This window comes from Paenibacillus naphthalenovorans (assembly GCF_001465255.1).
Taxonomy (GTDB): domain Bacteria; phylum Bacillota; class Bacilli; order Paenibacillales; family NBRC-103111; genus Paenibacillus_G; species Paenibacillus_G naphthalenovorans.
In genome coordinates, this window is sequence record NZ_CP013652.1 from 3,832,517 (window position 1) to 3,848,869 (window position 16,353).

The window sequence follows — 16,353 nt, forward strand, 5'->3', positions numbered from 1 at the left end:
GAAATCGTTAGTATCTGTATTGCATACGCAAAATCAATCCGTACCTGCGGCCTGCCGGGGATAATAATAATCGCCGCTCTTGCCGCCGGTTTTGCTCAGCAGGTAGGTCGGTCCGATTTGCATCGACTTTTCCGCCGCCTTGCACATGTCATATACGGTTAGCGCTGCAGCCGATACGGCCGTGAGAGCTTCCATTTCCACCCCGGTTTGCCCTTTGGTGCGGACCGTCGCTTCAATATAAAGCTCGCTTTCCCCATCATCCGTAAATCGGACCTCCACGCCGGTTAATGCAAGCGGATGGCACATAGGAATCCAATCGGACGTTTTCTTCGCAGCCATAACGGCCGCGACTTGCGCTACACCCAGCACATCTCCTTTGCCGATTTTCCCTTGACGAATCAGCTCAAGCGTGGATGCCTGCATTTTGACCATGGTTCGGGCTGTAGCCGTACGAACGGTTTCTTGCTTGGCGGAAACGTCCACCATACGCGCACGTCCCTGTGCGTCAAAATGAGTCAGCGGGCTTTGCTTAGGTTCTTGTTCAGACATCGGCTTCCGAACTCCTCTCCATGATGTTCCGTGATTCAGTAATCAGCTCATTGATCCGGAAATCAAAGAGCCCCATCGGCACCTCCGGAACCAGCTGATCCTCAAAGGCCGCCGCAATAATGTAAGGTTTGGGAAGGCCCGTCCGAACGTATTGCTGCATGAAGCGGTCATAAAAACCGCCTCCGTACCCCAGCCTGCCCATATTCATATCAAAAGCAAGTCCAGGCACTAATGCGACATTAATCTGCCTGATGTCGAACAACTGCTTCGCTCTTGGCACCGGTTCCCGGATGCCCCAAGTCCCTTGCTGAAGATCCGTGTAGGAGCGTACTTCATAGAGCTTGAGCTGCTTATAAGCGGGCACTACCTTCGGAACGACGACACGCCATTGGCGCTTCCAGCAGGCTTCAAGCACGGGCGTGACATCAACCTCGGTTTTGATGGGCATATAGGTAAACAGCGTCGGCCGCCATCTTACCGGCTCGCCCGGTTCAAGCAGCTGCTCCAGCCGTTCAATCACTTTATCGCAGATGATCCGGGATTTGCGCTGGCGTTCTTCCTCGGCTATGGCGGCACGAACCGCCTCCGCTTGGTGGCGAAGCTCTATTTTTCTTTCTTTTATGTTCATGAAACCGCCTCACTTTTGGCGTTCAAATCTGGTTTAGCTTTCATTTTATCATATCGTGAAAATAAATACAGCCTTTCATGGAAGCGAAGGCCGGCAGGAATTTCGAGCGGCAGGACGGCGATGACCGGCATAGGATCAGACGCCCGACTTTTCCTTATCATAGCAAGCTCAGAGTCAGACGGCATCGTAAAAATACGGCCGATCTCCCAGCCGCGGGCAGCGGTTGGCCAGACACGGCGGGCACCGGTTTGCGAAAGACCAAGCGCCAGCGCGGACTCGTAAGAGAACGGTTGAATCTCCCGGGCGGAAACAATCCGGTCATGGGGGGGCCGAGGTAAAGCGGGATCTGCGTATAGCGTGCTGCCGCCGCATATAGACGGCGGGCACGAAAACCGCCTCCTTCGGAAGAGGCTGCATTCGTTTTTGAGCATACGGCGGAGCGTTTGATTTGGCAGACATGTCATCGGCTGGAAATCGAAATCGGCACGTGAATATGCTACACTACATGATATAGAAAAAACCTTTTAAACTTGAGGAACTAGGATTCAGGAGGAATACCATATCATGCTGCTGCAAGTTTCGGGAATTACCAAAAGCTACGGGGCCAGTACCGTACTTTCCAATATATCGCTTCAAATCGAAGCCCGCGAGCGGATCGGGCTGGTGGGCGTGAACGGAGCAGGCAAATCGACGCTGCTTCAGATCATTGCAGGCGAGCTTTCTTATGATTCGGGCCAAATTTTTAAAGCGAAGGAAACAAAAATCGGGTATTTAAAACAAAACAGCGGACTTGTCTCCGACCGTTCGATATGGAACGAGCTGCTGAACGTTTTTGCCGGTCTGCTTGAAATGGAAACCGAGCTGCGGCGGCTGGAGGAACGGATGGCCGACCCGGACGTCATTGCCGACGGGAAAAAAATGGAAGAAACGATGCGCCGCTACGCCGAGCTTTCCGACGCATTCCGCGAGCGGGGCGGCTATGAGATCGAGGCCAAAATCCGGGGCATTTTAAACGGGATGGGCTTCGGCGGGATGGATCCTTCCACCCCGGTACAGGCGCTGAGCGGCGGTCAGAAAACCAGGCTGGCATTGGCCAAAATGCTTCTTGAAGCTCCCGACCTGCTGCTGCTCGACGAGCCGACCAACCATTTGGACATTCAGACGCTCACTTGGCTGGAGCAGTATTTGCGCTCGTATTCGGGGGCCATTCTGGTGGTGTCCCATGACCGGTATTTTCTCGATTCGCTGGTGGACGCCATCTATGAAATCGAACGGACGACCTCCCGCAGATACACCGGCAACTATACCCGGTACATCGAGTTGAAGGAAGCAGAATACCAGAACCAGCTAAAGCAGTTCGAAAAGCAGCAGGACGAGATTGCCAAAATGGAGGAGTTCATCCAGCGCAACATCGTTCGCGCTTCAACGACCAAGCGGGCGCAGAGCCGCCGCAAAGCACTGGAAAAAATGGAGCGCCTCGACAAGCCTCTCGGAGATTTGAAACGGGCGAGCTTTTCCTTTGAGGTGGAGACTCCTTCCGGTCGCGAGGTTCTGGACGTCCGGGGAATTGCCGTTTCATATGACGGGCAAAATCCGCTGATCCGCAATGTATCATTCCAGCTGCGCCGCGGCGATACGGCCGCTTTGATCGGTCCCAACGGCATCGGCAAATCGACGCTGCTCAAGACGCTGATCGGACAGCATACGCCGGACCGCGGCACTTACGATTGGGGAACGAATGTGAAAATCGGATACTATGATCAGGAGCAAACAGGACTGAATCCGAATCAGACCGTGCTGGAGGAAGTATGGAATGCTTATCCCCATTTGGAAGAAGTGCGCATCCGTACGGTGCTGGGCAATTTCCTGTTCAGCGGCGAGGATGTGTTCAAGAAGATCGGATCGCTTAGCGGCGGAGAGAAGGCACGGGTCGCTTTGGCCAAGCTGATGCTGCAAAAAGCCAACGTCCTGATCCTCGACGAGCCTACCAACCATCTGGACCTCTACAGTAAAGAGGTATTGGAATCGGCGCTGATCGATTACGAAGGTACCCTGCTGTTCATTTCCCATGACCGTTATTTCCTGAACAAAATGGCGGAGAACATACTGGAGCTGACCCCGGATGGCGTCACCAGCTACCTTGGCAATTATGATGACTATGTGGAAAAGAAGCTGGAGCTGGCCGAGATCGAGCAGCAGCGCAGAGAGGCCGAGGAAGCCAAGGGCAAGGCCGCGAAGACCGGCGGCTCCACCGCGGCCCCTTCCGACGCTGCCGTGTCGGAGGCCAAGGGCAGCGGCTATGAGGCCGGAAAGCAGGCCAAACGGGAGGAACGCAGCCGTCTGCGCAAACTGGAGCAGTTGGAAGAGCTCATCGCCCGGCTGGAAGGGGAACTCGGCGAACTGGAGTCGGAGCTCGCCCTGCCCGAGGTATACAACAACTACGTGCTGGTGCAGGAAAAGAATGCTCTTATCGAAGAAAAGCGCGCTCAGCTCTCCGACGCTTACGAGCAGTGGGAAGAACTGGCGGAGTAGACGGTCGTTGCGATAATCAGCGCCTGTGATGTGGATGCCTCTGGTCAAGGGTGCGAACACTAGCATTCGCCAACCGAGAGAAAATAGTCCATACCTGTAAAATAGCGGATCGACGCGGACTTTAGGTTGTATTTCCCGGCAAAGCCGTAGAAACGTCAACCTGAGTACGGTTGTCACCCGCTATTTTTCATATGGAGACCCCAATCCATAGAGTGGTACCGGCCCCCGTCAGGCGTCTTCCAGTCTCAGCAGCAGCAGCGGCACACTGCTGTACACAATCATGGTGCCGGCGGCGACAATGCCCGAATCGTTCAGGACCAATGCTGCGGCGGCACCGATGACATTGGCATAACACCCGTGTATCAGGTACGGGTATCTCTCCTCCCATCGGCGCAGTCGGCCTTGGGGCCGGAACACCAGTACGGCCATGACCGCCAGGGCCGTAAGCAGCACCTTGCTCCAGGCGGAGACACGAATGAGGTGCCAGTTCATCGCCAGCTTGCGCGCGATCATGGCACCGATAACGTCGTAGCGGCCCTGGAGCAAGTCGCCGAAAGCGCGGCCGATGTGGCTGCTGTGCCCGGCCCCGGCGGCGGAAGCGGCGGCCGGGGCACTGGCGGCTGCACTTGGTCCCACGGCATGGCCGGGGGACCAAGCGGCGTTCAGCAGCCAGAGGCCCGCCAGCGCGGCGCCCAGCGGCAGCGCCAGCCCGAGCGCCAGGCGGCGCCAGCGCAGCGCGCCGCCAGCGCCGAGGCGGGCAGCCAGCGCGCCGAAGCCGGCCGCTGCGGCGAGCGCCCCGCCGGCGTTGGCGCCGAGCGCGGGCGAGGCCAGGCTGCCCGTGAGCGCGCAGCCAGCCGCCGCCGCCCAGGCGCGCCCGCGCGGCGCCGACGCCTCGGGCGTCCGCGGCCGCCGCGTCTGCAGCCACGCGCTGAGGCCGAGCAGCGAGGCCCCCAGCAGCACACCCATAAGCTCGTTGCCGATGCCGTAGTAGCGGGCGCCGATCATCGCATCATAGCCGAGCACCGACCGCTTCATCGCTTCCGCTCCTGTGTATAAGTCCAGCAGGATCAGCCCGCTGATCCCCAAGCCGCTCAAGCACAGCAGCCGGATCAACTGCGGTACTCCGCGGAAGCCTGATGCCGCACCGCCTAACACCGCTCCGGACAAGCCGAGCAGCAGCAGGGTAACCCAGATCCATGTGTCCAATTGTATCAACCAGCCTAAAGCCAGCAGGATGCCGGGCGTCAGCAGCACGCTAAACAGCAGTCCGCGCAGCAGTCTGCGCCACCACCTTCTGCCCGCCGCTCCGAACCAAACCGCAGCGAGCCCTGCCAGCATGACCACCACCTCAAACCCGGCAACCCCGTACAAGATAGGCGAACGCAGCGCATATACGCTGCTCATCCTCTCCACTTCCCGCAGCAGCCAGCTTAATGCGCCGCCTTGAGAACGATCCGTTCCGCCGATCGGTTCTGCATGCCGGACGGCAAGCCCGGTCATTTCCTCCGGACGCGTCACCCCGAACTCCGCAAGCATCGAAGGGGCGATATCGACAGCCGATACAATGCCCGGGCGTCGTGTCGTTTCCGAGGTCAGCAGCCCGGAACCGGCCGTGTGCCCCGGAGACCAGCGCAGCAGCGGCGTCAGCTGCAGCTTTTCTTTTAACGCCTCTGCATGAGGCTGAGGGCTTACCAGCCAGAGCACATGGCGTTTATCGGACGCCGCCATTTCGGCGGCCAACCGTCCGATAAACCGGTCCAGCTGCTCCAGCACCGCCTGTTTGCGCGGCACAAACAGCTCCGACGCATACATGTCTTTTTCCGCATACAGACGGTGCAAATCGCCCAGCTCAATCAATGCCAGCGTTCCGGAAGGAGCGCTCTCCTCAGCCGCAGCCTTTTTCCATACTTCAAATACCCGTTCGAAGCGGGTGAGAACACCGTACGGCATCGCTTCATTCATTCCCAGCAGGGACCTTCCTGCATCGCCTGTTTCTATACGCCCCCATTCGTCCATCACCATTAATGGCGCGGGACGCCGGTACATTTCGGTTCCGCTCCCCGGCTTATCGACATTCCCCCATACCGCCAAACGGATCCCGTGCCGCTTTAACGTTTCTCCAAGCAAGCCGGGGCGAGCCCCATAGGTTCCGCGAGCATTGCTTCGCCGCACCGCTTCGATCGACGGAATGACCACAGCAGCAGCATCTTGGTCCTTTGCCGCGGATATCGAGAACCGTTCCAACAGCTCGTCCGCCCGCTGCCCCTCACGCCGTTCCGTCCGGTTCCACCCTTCAGCTCCCCGTCCGTCCGCCGGCGCTCCGGCGCCCCATGTTGCATAGACCGATTCCAGCCCCCGAAAAGGCAATCTTACATTCATCGCCCCCCAGTCCCCTTCTTCCGACAAATGCCGAAGCGCGGGCATGCTGTGCAGCCACTCCGGACGAAGCTCCATAAAGGACAATCCCGGCACCGATACAACGGTAACCAATGGAGCATGGTTTTCCACAGTGGGGATAACCGGAGCGGCGGCCGGAGAGCTGTGGACGACATCGGCGGTCAGACCGGGACTTATCCCCGACGCAGAAGCAGCCGGCGCAGCATAACATCCAACCATCCACATAAACAACCCGGCGGCTGCATAGCTTATCCGTTTCGACGTCTTGAAGCAGAATGTTTTGCCAAGCCATTCCCAGCGCATCGAGCCAAGCCCCTTCCTTTCCCATGGATCCGCAAAGCTTCCTTCTTCCAATTCACACCCGGAGCACAACAAGAGCATCCCCAGCGCACGTCAAGAACATGCTCTCTCCCGCCATCGGCCATCCGATAGATCCATCTGTCTGCGGCCTCAACCGGCATTACTCGTTAACCCGCCTATATTCGCTGCTGCATGCATTCCACTATCCCGTTCTTCCGCGCATCTTTCACTTTTGAGACTCTTTTGGTACTTTGCCCAAAAACAACCTTTTTATCCAGTGTGCATATAACCAAGGAATCACATAGCAATATCCACAAGATTATCCCCAGAATATCATGTCGCTTCTTCTAGAATAATCAGCCTTTTTCGTCTAATCCACAAAGTTATGCACATTATCCACAGATCTGTTGTGAAAAACTTATCCACCCTCCTGCGGGAAAACCTTTCTTACAGGTACGAGTATCGGCGCGGCTTTTGTGAATTACTCACAATATGCACAAGGGCTGTGGATAACTATTATCCACAGCCCTTTCGACATTACGGTATTGTAATTTCCACTTCCAAGGGTTCGACCGAACCGCCTTTCGATGCCTTCACCCACTCGCGAGCCGCCTGGTTGCACGCTGCCATGTATGCATGAGCCGCCGCCATCAAAATATCGCGGTTCTCCGCTATGCCGCGGTAGGTTTTCCCGTACGCCCGTATGGTTACAATCGCCTCGCCGCTTGCTTCTTCCCCTGCAGACAGCGAATACAGCTCCAAATCGGCGAACTCCGCTTCAAACGGCAGGCCCTGCTTGATCCCGGCTACAACAGCTTCCACCGGGCCGTTACCTGTTCCCACATAAACCGCCTCTTCTCCCGTTGCCTCATTACGGATCGTACAAGACGCCACCCGATGTCCTGCATTGCCTGTGATCAGTTGCACGGATACAAGCGTATACGGCTCCAGCACCTGATTCACCGTGTGACCTACCAATTCAAGCAGTTGATGGTCATGTACGACCTTCTGGCGGTCCGCCAGCGACTTGAAGGCAGCATAGAAGCTTTCCATCTGCTCCTCGTTCAGCTCTACCCCGAACTGGCTTACCCGATGCTTGATCGCATGGCGGCCGGAGTGCTTGCCGAGAATGATCATGCTGCGCGGGATGCCCAGCCGCTCGGGATCCATAATTTCATAGGTGCTGCGGTTTTTGAGCAGTCCGTCCTGATGAATGCCCGCCTCGTGCTGGAACGCATTGCGTCCTACAATCGGCTTATTGAACGCGATCGGAAAGCTCATCGCGCGGCTGACCAATTGGGAGGTGTCAAAAATATGCTCCGGCCGAATCGATGTCTCCGCTCCAATCGCCGCCTTCCGTGTTTCGAGCGCCATCACCAGCTCCTCCATCGAGCAGTTGCCGGCGCGTTCCCCTACGCCGTTCACGGTCACCTCCACCTGGCTGACTCCCGCCTGAATGGCGGCCAGGCTGTTCGCAACCGCCAGGCCAAGATCGTTATGGCAGTGTGCGCTGTACTGAACCTGCTGCCCGCCCCGGACATTCTTCATCACCCGGGTAAACATCGCCCCATATTCCTCCGGCAGCGCATAGCCGACCGTATCGGGGATGTTAATGATCGTGGCCCCTTCTTCAATCACGGCTTCGATCATTTCGAACAGGAATTCGTCCCCTGTCCGCGTGGCATCCATCGGAGAGAACTCGATCCGGTCTACAAACTGCTTGGCGTAAGCCACCATTTGACGGGCAATGCCGATCACCTGCTCCCGGGATTTGCGCAGCTGAAAGTCCAGATGAATGCTGGACGAAGAGATGAACAGATGCAGCCGCTTGCGTTCGGCATCTTGGATTGCACGGACGGCCGCATCGATGTCTTCCTTCATAGCCCGGGCAAAGCCGCATATTTCAACGCCGGCGACTTCCCTCGCAATTTGCTGCACCGCTGCGAAATCCCCCGGACTTGAAATCGGAAATCCCGGCTCGATCACATCCACCCCAAGCTTCGCGAGCTGTTTGGCAATCACGATTTTTTGCTCCGGCGTCAGCGTCGCTCCCGGCGCCTGCTCTCCATCTCTCAATGTCGTATCGAAAATGTGTATTTTTCTCATCGTTCCCGTTTGGTCCTGGTTCATCATCACCATCATCCTCCTCAGATTTTTTCCTGCAAAAAAAGCCTGCCATCTCTTGAAAACCAAGAGACGACAGGCTGTAACCTTGCCGCGGTACCACTCTTTTTGAACTCCAAGCACCAACGCACGTTAGAATTCCACCTCGAACCCCTTGTCACGGAGGGCTAATCCGTCGCAGCCTACTCGACCTTCACGAGAGATTTCCCGCAAGTTCTTTGGGCTTTGCCGCTCCCGGGCGAGTTTCAAGCTTCCGCCGACTGCGTCGCACCACCCCGCAGCTCTCTGGACAACCGGATTGACTTTACTGATCCCGTTCTTCGCGTTTCAACATATTCAATTAAAAAAGCCCGCCGCCTCTAACCAAAGAGACGACAGGCTGTTCCTATCGCGGTACCACTCTTGTTGACCCCGGCTTTGCCTAGAAAGCCGTTGCCCGCTCGATGCCTGATCACGGAGGCGACCCGTCAAAGCTTACTGCCTGCAGAAGTGCAGCGCTACACTCCGGCCGTTCAGCTTTGCCGCTCCCGGGCGAGATTCGCCGATGCTCCCGACTGCGTTGCACCACCCCGCAGCTCTCTGGACAGGACATGAAGGCTACTGCTCCCGTTCGTTGCGTTTTTGATTTGATTGCTATTATAGTATGCACGTTGCTTAAAGTCAATGCCTATTTTCAGAAAACTTTCGCAATTCCGCTTGTGGCTTCCCATCGAATAGAAAAGCTCCGGCGCCCGAATTCAGCGGACACCGGAGCTGGTAAACGACTTTGAATACACCGTACAAGCGATTAGTGGCCCCCGAGGAAAATATACCTGGCAATAATGAGAATGGCCAAAATCCACATCAGCCAATGCACTTTATATTTTCCTTGGCCGCTCAATCTGGCGACCGTTGCGAGAAGCACGTAAGCCACGATACCGAAGGAAATCCCGTTGGCAATGTTATACGTGAACGGCATCATCGTAACGGTCAAAAAGGCCGGAATGCCGTAAACCAGATCCTGGAATTCAATTTCACGAACGGACTGCATCATCAGTACGCCGACAACGATCAGTGCAGCCGCCGTGGCGGAGCCCGGAATGAGCGCTGCGATTGGCGCGAGGAACAGCGCCAGCAGGAAGCAAACACCCGTCGTGACAGCCGTCAGACCCGTACGTCCGCCTTCGGCAACGCCGGCTGCGCTCTCGACATACGCCGTTACCGTACTCGTACCCACCAACGCGCCGCCGCTGACGCCGATGGCATCCACCATCATCGCTTTGCCGACCTTTTTGTTGCCTTCTTCTTTATTTTTCATAAAACCGGCGCGGTTGGCCGTTCCGACCAGCGTTCCGAACGTATCAAACAATTCCACGAACGTAAATGTCAATATGACGGAAATGATCCCGGCATTCATGACACCGGCAAAATCAAAATGCGCAAACGCCAGCTTGCTCATGTCCGGCACCCAGGTCGTTTCGCCGCTTGTCAGAGTAGCCAGGCTCACCACCGGAGAGCCGTCCGGATTGCTCATAAACAGGCCTGCCACCGTTGTCAGCAAAATCCCGAACAAAATCGCGCCGCGTACCTTCAACACCATCAGAATGGAAATCAGAGCAATCCCGATAATGCAAAGCAAAACGTTCGCATTATGCACATCGCCCAGGTGAAACACCGTTTCGAAGGACAACAGCTCCGTATATTTGCCCTTCGGAATATCGTTTGCGGCTTCGACGGCAACCGCCAGCAGACCGCTGTTTTTGAGCCCGATAATCGTGATGAACAGGCCGATACCGACCGTAATCGCATGCTTCAGACTGTCCGGAACGGCGACAAGCAGCATCTGACGAACCTTGGTCACGGTCAAAATAATAAAAATAATCCCTGAGATAAAAACGGCTGCCAAAGCCATCTGATACGTAAACTGCCCTTGCGAAGCGAGAATCACCGTAGCAAAGTAAGCATTAAGACCCATCCCCGGCGCCAACGCCACCGGAAAGTTAACGAACAAGCCCATGGCGATGGTCATCACGCCTGCGGCAATCGCCGTAGCGAGGAAAACCGCCGTCCAATCCATCCCGGTCGCTCCCGAGCCGAATGCGCTCAGTATGTTCGGATTAACGGCCAAAATATACGCCATCGTCATGAACGTCGTCAGACCGGCCATGATTTCCGTGCGAACCGTGGTGCCGTTCTCCTTCAGCTTAAAAAAACGATCCATTCCTGAAATCCCTCCAAAATGGTTTTTCGGAACAACGACAAAAAGCCCGGCTACCTGATATTTCCGGGCTTCAAGAAAAAGAACGCTCCACGGACGAATTCCGTGAACCGCTTTTTTTTCGTAGCCAGATCATTTACGGTGACCTCGTAGAGACTTCCGGGCCGATTCCCGGAATTATACGAAAACGGTTATTCCCTTTTATGAATCTAACCCTTATTCTAAAATCGCCGTCGAAGCTTGTCAATGATTTTTCCGAACATTTTTCAGCTTATCCGTAAATTCGTTCGGCAAAAAGGAAAATAACTCCTTGGGATCCAATCGGTGACCCCCTCTAAGATTTTCCTATTGGCGGATGTTTTATGCTTTTTCTATTTAGCGGTCTTGATCATGCTGCAGCGCAAAAAAGCCCGTTCCCTCTATGCAAAGAGAGAACGGGTCCATTTGATTTATTCCCACTCGATCGTGGCCGGCGGCTTGGAAGTAATATCGTACACCACGCGGTTGACGTTATTGACTTCGTTCACGATGCGGGTCGAGATTTTCTCAAGCACATCCCACGGAATGCGCGCCCAGTCCGCCGTCATGCCGTCGATCGACGTGACGGCCCGGATGCCGACCGTGTAGGAATACGTGCGCGCGTCGCCCATGACACCGACGCTCTTCATGTTAGGCAGTGCGGTAAAGTACTGCCAAATTTCCCGGTCAAGCCCGGCTTTGGCGATTTCATCACGGAGAATCGCGTCGGATTCACGCACAATCTCCAGCTTCTCTTCCGTCACCTCGCCAAGCACACGAATCGCAAGTCCCGGACCCGGGAACGGCTGGCGCCACACGATCTCCGCCGGCAGGCCGCACTCTTCGCCGACCTTGCGCACCTCGTCCTTGAACAGCGCCTTTAACGGCTCCACCAGCTTGAACTTCATATCTTCCGGCAGGCCGCCTACGTTATGGTGCGACTTGATCGTTTGCGCCGTAGCCGTACCGCTTTCCACGATATCCGTGTACAGCGTGCCCTGCGCGAGAAAAGCGAAATCGTCGAACCGCGCCGATTCTTCTTCAAATACGCGGATAAACTCATTGCCGATGATTTTCCGTTTTTGCTCCGGATCGTCCACACCGCTCAATTTTTTGAGGAACCGCTCGCGGGCGTCGATTTTGACGACTTTCATATCAAATTTGCCGACGAACGTATCCATAACGCTCTCCGCTTCCCCTTTGCGAAGCAGGCCGTGATCGATAAACATACAGGTCAACTGATCGCCGACCGCTTTATGGATCAGCATCGCTACGACGGAAGAATCCACGCCGCCGCTCAGCGCGCAAAGCACCTTCTGGTCGCCCACCTGCTCGCGGATATCGCGCACCGCATCTTCAATGAAGGTTTCCATGCTCCAGGTTCCTTCACAGCCGCAGATATGGAACAGGAAATTGCGAATCATTTCATTGCCGTAGACCGAGTGCCGCACTTCCGGGTGGAATTGGACGGCGAACATTTTTTTGTCCGGATGGCTCATTGCCGCGATCGGCGCATGCTCGGTGCTCGCATCCACCACGAACCCTTCCGGCGGCTGCACAACAAGATCGCTGTGGCTCATCCAAACCGTCTGTTTCTTGTCAAGACCGTGCACAAGACCGCAAGAGTCAGCAAAATCAACCTCCGCCTTGCCGTATTCCCGTTTCGAAGCCGGCTCCACCTTGCCCTGCAGCTGATGAGCCATCATCTGCATTCCGTAGCAAATGCCCAAGATCGGCACGCCAAGCCCGTAAACGGCAGGATCCACCAGCGGGGACTCCTCCCCGTACACGCTGGCGGGACCGCCCGAGAAGACGATGCCTTTGGGCTGCAGCTCGCGGATTTTGTCAACCGGGGTATTGTAAGGCAGCAGCTCGCTGTACACGCCCAAGTCGCGGATCCGGCGCGCGATCAGCTGGTTGTACTGTCCTCCGAAGTCGAGCACCACAATAATTTCATTAGGTTTTTCCATGATAAATAGGTTCCTCCTGCTTGTATCGTTCCTTTTTCAATGAACCTAATTATAAGCTTACGCCGGTTAAAGGGCAATGCCTGTCCTCCAAAAGTCGTGTCAAAACGTGGACAAACATGTCTCTGCCTTACCTCAAGCTTTCAAAAGCAGGGAAAAAAAGCCTGCGTCCATTCCGCTCCGGAACCGGAGCTTCTTGGTTACAGGCTTTGCTTCAGGCGACGCCAGGCTTCGGCAAGCGTGTGGCGCGTCACGACCGTGTCCCGATGGTCCGGATCGGCGTAATGCAGCGTCTCCAGCTGCTCAGTCAGCCGGAGTAAGGCGATGCGCTGCGTTTCGGTGCGGCAGCGGCGGGAACTCGCGTACTCACGGAGGGTCATCGACGGCAGCGCACGCCCGTACGAGCGCTGCAGACGACGCCACATCCGCTCGCCCAAGCGCAGCAGAGCCGCGCGGCGCCAGCTGTGAACGGCGATAGAGATTGAGTCCGAAGATGAGGCGAGCGTGCCGGCTTTTTTTGTCCACATGTGGATAAGCAGCATAAGAGCCGCTATTCCCGCAGCAGCGATCCCCAGGGATAACTTCCCCCATAAGCTTATCCCCGGTGTGGACAGCAGCATGCGGATGGATGCCCAAACCGCGTTGAAAGCTGTGGACAAGCCGCCATAAACCGCGCGTGCCGCGGACAGCAGGGAGTCAACTCCGTGAAGCGTCCGCTCCCAGACCCCGCCGCCGCTTTCCGAAGGCGCTGCCGCCGCGGGGGATGCGGCCGTTCCCTCGCTGCCGGCTCCGCCGGATGCGGGAGTCGGCTCGAAAGGAACCCACCCGACAGAAGGAAAATATACTTCCGCCCAGGAATGCGCATGGTTTTGCCGCACCTGTACGGTATACCGCTCGCTGCCGGCCTCCCCGTCGACCGCCAAAACCTCGCCGGGCGTAAACCCCTTGACCCACCGGGCAGGTACGCCGACGGAGCGGAGAAGCACCACCATGGCGGTGGAAAAGTGGTCGCAGTAGCCGGTTTTTTGCTCGAACAAGAACCGGTCCGCCGCATCTTCCTTTTCCTGCACCGCTCTAGTCTCATGAAGACTGTAAGTGTAATGTTCACGAAGGTAGCGCTCAATAGCCTCCGCTTTGGCGTAAGGAGAGGACTCCCCGCCCGCGATGCCCGCAGCCAGCTGCTTCACCCGCTCCGGAAGCGAATCAGGCAGCTGCAGAAACCGCTCTTCGATCTCGGGAGGATAGGAAGGATCCACTTCGTTTAACAAAGCTCGAAGAGCCGTTCGGTCCGCAGGGACCAGCGACTCGATCTCATACTCGGCTAAAGGATCCGTCATAACCGGAATCATGATCCGCTCCGACCACAACTGTCTCCAGACCAAATTCACGGGAATCGGCTGTCCTCCGGCCGATTGCAGAAATTGCACCCGGATGAGCTCGCCTCCGGCAAACAGTTGGTGGTTCAGCCCTTCATCCTGGATCCGGATCGTTTGCCTAACGGGCACATAGTACGCATTCTCCGCGGGAGCATCCGGATCCCATCCCGGGGGATCGGCCAAGTACTGCACCATCAGGCTATCCGGCTGGGTCCAACCCTGCCCGGTATAATAACTCTTGGCTTCTCCCCGCCAATAGGTAAGCCTTGGGGTCACGGCGATAAAGGCAGGGCTTTGGTCAGGCTGCAGCGGCTGTCCGAGCCGGGTATCGTCCGAGCCGTAGCCCGTGCGTCCGGTGTTCGCCATGACCGCGGCATGCCTTTGGTTCCAGGCCTCGCTGTGGAACCGCTCTTCGAATTCCCGGATGTACCGGGACCAGTCAAGCTCGCGCATCTCTTGCGGATGCAGCAGCGTGCCAAGCCAGCCCACAGCCATGCAGGCTGCGGTCAGAAGCAGACCGGCCAGCGGTGCGGCGGAGCTCTTCAGCGCAGCATCCCGCGCCTCAGGCACCCGGGCTTTAGAGGAACCATCGGCGGCCGCCTCCAAACGCCAATCATACCATCTTCCCTGCTGAAGCAGCCCTTGAAGCAGCAGGCTGACTCCCGTGCAGCGCAAAACGGCCGGGAACATGTCGATGGTGAAAAACAATTGAACGAAAGCCAAAAAGAGGATCGTCATCCCCCAAAACCACAGGATCTGCCGCCGCTCCAGTACAAACGTTTGAAGTACGGAGATGAAAAAAGCCCATCCCGTCATAAACAACAGGGTCCGCGTAGCCGGTTCCCATGCCGCCAGATTGCCTTCCAGGCCCTCCGCCGCATCCATCCACAGCTCGCGGCCGAAATCCGCCCACCACTCCAGGGAAGGAACCGCTTGCCCATTGTGCAACCAAGCCGTTATCCCGAGGATCCACAGTGTCTTGAACAGCCATAGGACCCAGCCGGGCAAACGAAGCGTATCTACGGCTGCCAGGAACACAAAGGTGACCGCAAAAGGAGCGATGGAGGTCACCTCGGTGATATCCGCGAGCCGGCGCAGCGGATAGAGCCATTCCAGCAGCAGCAGGAGCATCAGCCCGCTGAGCGCCGCATCGGCCGCCCACGACGCGGGGGCGGAGGCTTGCCGGGCCGCGGCTGGATCAGGTGCCGGATAAGGCATGGCCGGCACCTCCCTTCAGCGGCGCGGCCGGACCATTCGCCGGCGCCAGCGTCACGCGGCAGCCGAGCGACTCGAGCTGCCGCTTCCACGCGTGCACGGGCCCGGGAAGCGCTCCCGGCCCGTGCACGAAGACAACGCGCGCGGCGCCCCGCGGCAGCAGACGCAAGGCCGCAGCCAGCTGCGCGTCGGCGCGGGCCGTGACGAGCGTGACCGCTCCGACGCCGGCCTGCCGGGATTCGCGCAGCGCGAGCGCGGCGAAGGCTTCGGGGCGGGCGCCGCCCCGCGGCACCGCAGCCAGCAGCTGCAGCAGCTCGCCGAAGCGCTCCCGTCCCTGCGCTTCGGCTACACTCCCTTGCCCGTCGCTGACGGCAAGGCGCACGCGCCCGCCCAGCTCGAGCCCTCGCCGGGCAATACCCGCCGCGGCCTCCACCGCCGCCGCCAGCGCAGGATCCGCCCACAGGGCGGCTCCCGTGCTCTCCCCGGCTCCGGCCGCGTCCAACACCACGAGCTGCCGCACGGCGGCGGGCAGCTCCGTCTCCTTCGCGCGCAGCTCGCCCGTGCGCGCGGTGCTGCGCCAGTGGATCCGCCTCAGCGGATCCCCCGGCGCATAAGGCCGAGTGCCGCTCACCTGCGCCGCGGCCGTCCAAGCCTGCGGCTGCCGTACCGGCGGACGCGTCCCATCCGGGCCCGCGCCCGGCTCCGCAGCCACAGCCCCCACCCGGGGCAGCACCCACAGCTGCCCCCCGCCGCCGCTCCTGCGCTCTACACGCAGGAGACCGAAGGCGTCGCTGGCGCGAACGATCAGCGCCTCGCGCACATACACCCCGCGACCGGGGGCCTGGAGGCCGCAGCGCACCACCGTGGTGCGGCCGAATCCCGCCGCGCTCGCACCGCGCAGCGTCATGCGCTCGCCCGTACCCTCATGGACCCAGCGCTCCTCCAGCATCAGCCAGACCCCGGGCAGGACCCCCGAAGCCGTCAACCGGTAAGAAAGCACCGGAGACTCTCCTGCAAGGATACGGAGCCGTTCCCTGAGCTCTTCTCCTC

Annotated in this window: 9 protein-coding genes, 1 riboswitch and 2 other annotated features; of the genes, 1 reads left to right on the forward strand and 8 read right to left on the reverse strand. The window is 58.1% G+C overall.

The window, feature by feature from the left end; translation table 11 throughout:
• Nucleotides 1-33: 33 nt before the first annotated feature.
• Nucleotides 34-549: a cyclic pyranopterin monophosphate synthase MoaC gene (moaC, locus tag IJ22_RS18765; protein ID WP_062409913.1), complete on the reverse strand. Its 516-nt coding sequence runs from the start codon at nt 547-549 to the stop codon at nt 34-36.
• The gene (locus IJ22_RS18770; RefSeq protein WP_054820235.1) at nt 542-1,177 is read right to left on the reverse strand and encodes a 5-formyltetrahydrofolate cyclo-ligase; all 636 of its coding nucleotides are present in this window, start codon (nt 1,175-1,177) and stop codon (nt 542-544) included. Before IJ22_RS18770 ends, moaC begins: the two co-directional genes overlap by 8 nt.
• Before the next feature lie 564 nt (nt 1,178-1,741).
• On the opposite strand from IJ22_RS18770, the gene IJ22_RS18775 reads away from it, so the two are divergent.
• Nucleotides 1,742-3,709: an ABC transporter ATP-binding protein gene (locus IJ22_RS18775; protein WP_062409914.1), complete on the forward strand. Its 1,968-nt coding sequence runs from the start codon at nt 1,742-1,744 to the stop codon at nt 3,707-3,709.
• A gap of 228 nt (nt 3,710-3,937) precedes the next feature.
• Here IJ22_RS18775 and IJ22_RS18780 read toward each other — a convergent pair whose 3' ends face one another.
• The 6 genes from IJ22_RS18780 to IJ22_RS18810 all read right to left on the reverse strand — a co-directional run bounded on the left by IJ22_RS18780 (nt 3,938) and on the right by IJ22_RS18810 (nt 16,303).
• Complete coding sequence (locus IJ22_RS18780; RefSeq protein WP_145862549.1) at nt 3,938-6,409, reverse strand: hypothetical protein; 2,472 nt, start codon at nt 6,407-6,409, stop codon at nt 3,938-3,940.
• A gap of 534 nt (nt 6,410-6,943) precedes the next feature.
• Nucleotides 6,944-8,512 carry a 2-isopropylmalate synthase gene (locus IJ22_RS18785; RefSeq protein ID WP_062411058.1) on the reverse strand — a complete coding sequence of 523 codons (1,569 nt, stop codon included), beginning with the start codon at nt 8,510-8,512 and terminating at the stop codon, nt 6,944-6,946.
• Nucleotides 8,513-8,595: 83 nt separating this feature from the next.
• Nucleotides 8,596-8,860, reverse strand: a binding site (T-box leader).
• Between the two features lie 34 nt (nt 8,861-8,894).
• Nucleotides 8,895-9,153, reverse strand: a binding site (T-box leader).
• Between the two features lie 164 nt (nt 9,154-9,317).
• Nucleotides 9,318-10,730, reverse strand: coding sequence for an NCS2 family permease (locus IJ22_RS18795; RefSeq protein ID WP_062411059.1), 1,413 nt, complete (start codon nt 10,728-10,730; stop codon nt 9,318-9,320).
• 101 nt (nt 10,731-10,831) lie between these two features.
• A riboswitch (purine riboswitch) is annotated at nt 10,832-10,932 on the reverse strand.
• Between the two features lie 244 nt (nt 10,933-11,176).
• Nucleotides 11,177-12,715, reverse strand: a complete 1,539-nt coding sequence (gene guaA, locus IJ22_RS18800; RefSeq protein ID WP_062409916.1) for a glutamine-hydrolyzing GMP synthase — start codon at nt 12,713-12,715, stop codon at nt 11,177-11,179.
• A 197-nt stretch (nt 12,716-12,912) separates the two neighbouring features.
• The gene (locus IJ22_RS18805) at nt 12,913-15,306 is read right to left on the reverse strand and encodes a transglutaminase-like domain-containing protein (protein WP_062409917.1); all 2,394 of its coding nucleotides are present in this window, start codon (nt 15,304-15,306) and stop codon (nt 12,913-12,915) included.
• Nucleotides 15,287-16,303 (reverse strand): DUF58 domain-containing protein, encoded by a 1,017-nt coding sequence (locus IJ22_RS18810; RefSeq protein WP_235594167.1) that lies wholly within the window; start codon nt 16,301-16,303, stop codon nt 15,287-15,289. Before IJ22_RS18810 ends, IJ22_RS18805 begins: the two co-directional genes overlap by 20 nt.
• Nucleotides 16,304-16,353: the final 50 nt, after the last annotated feature.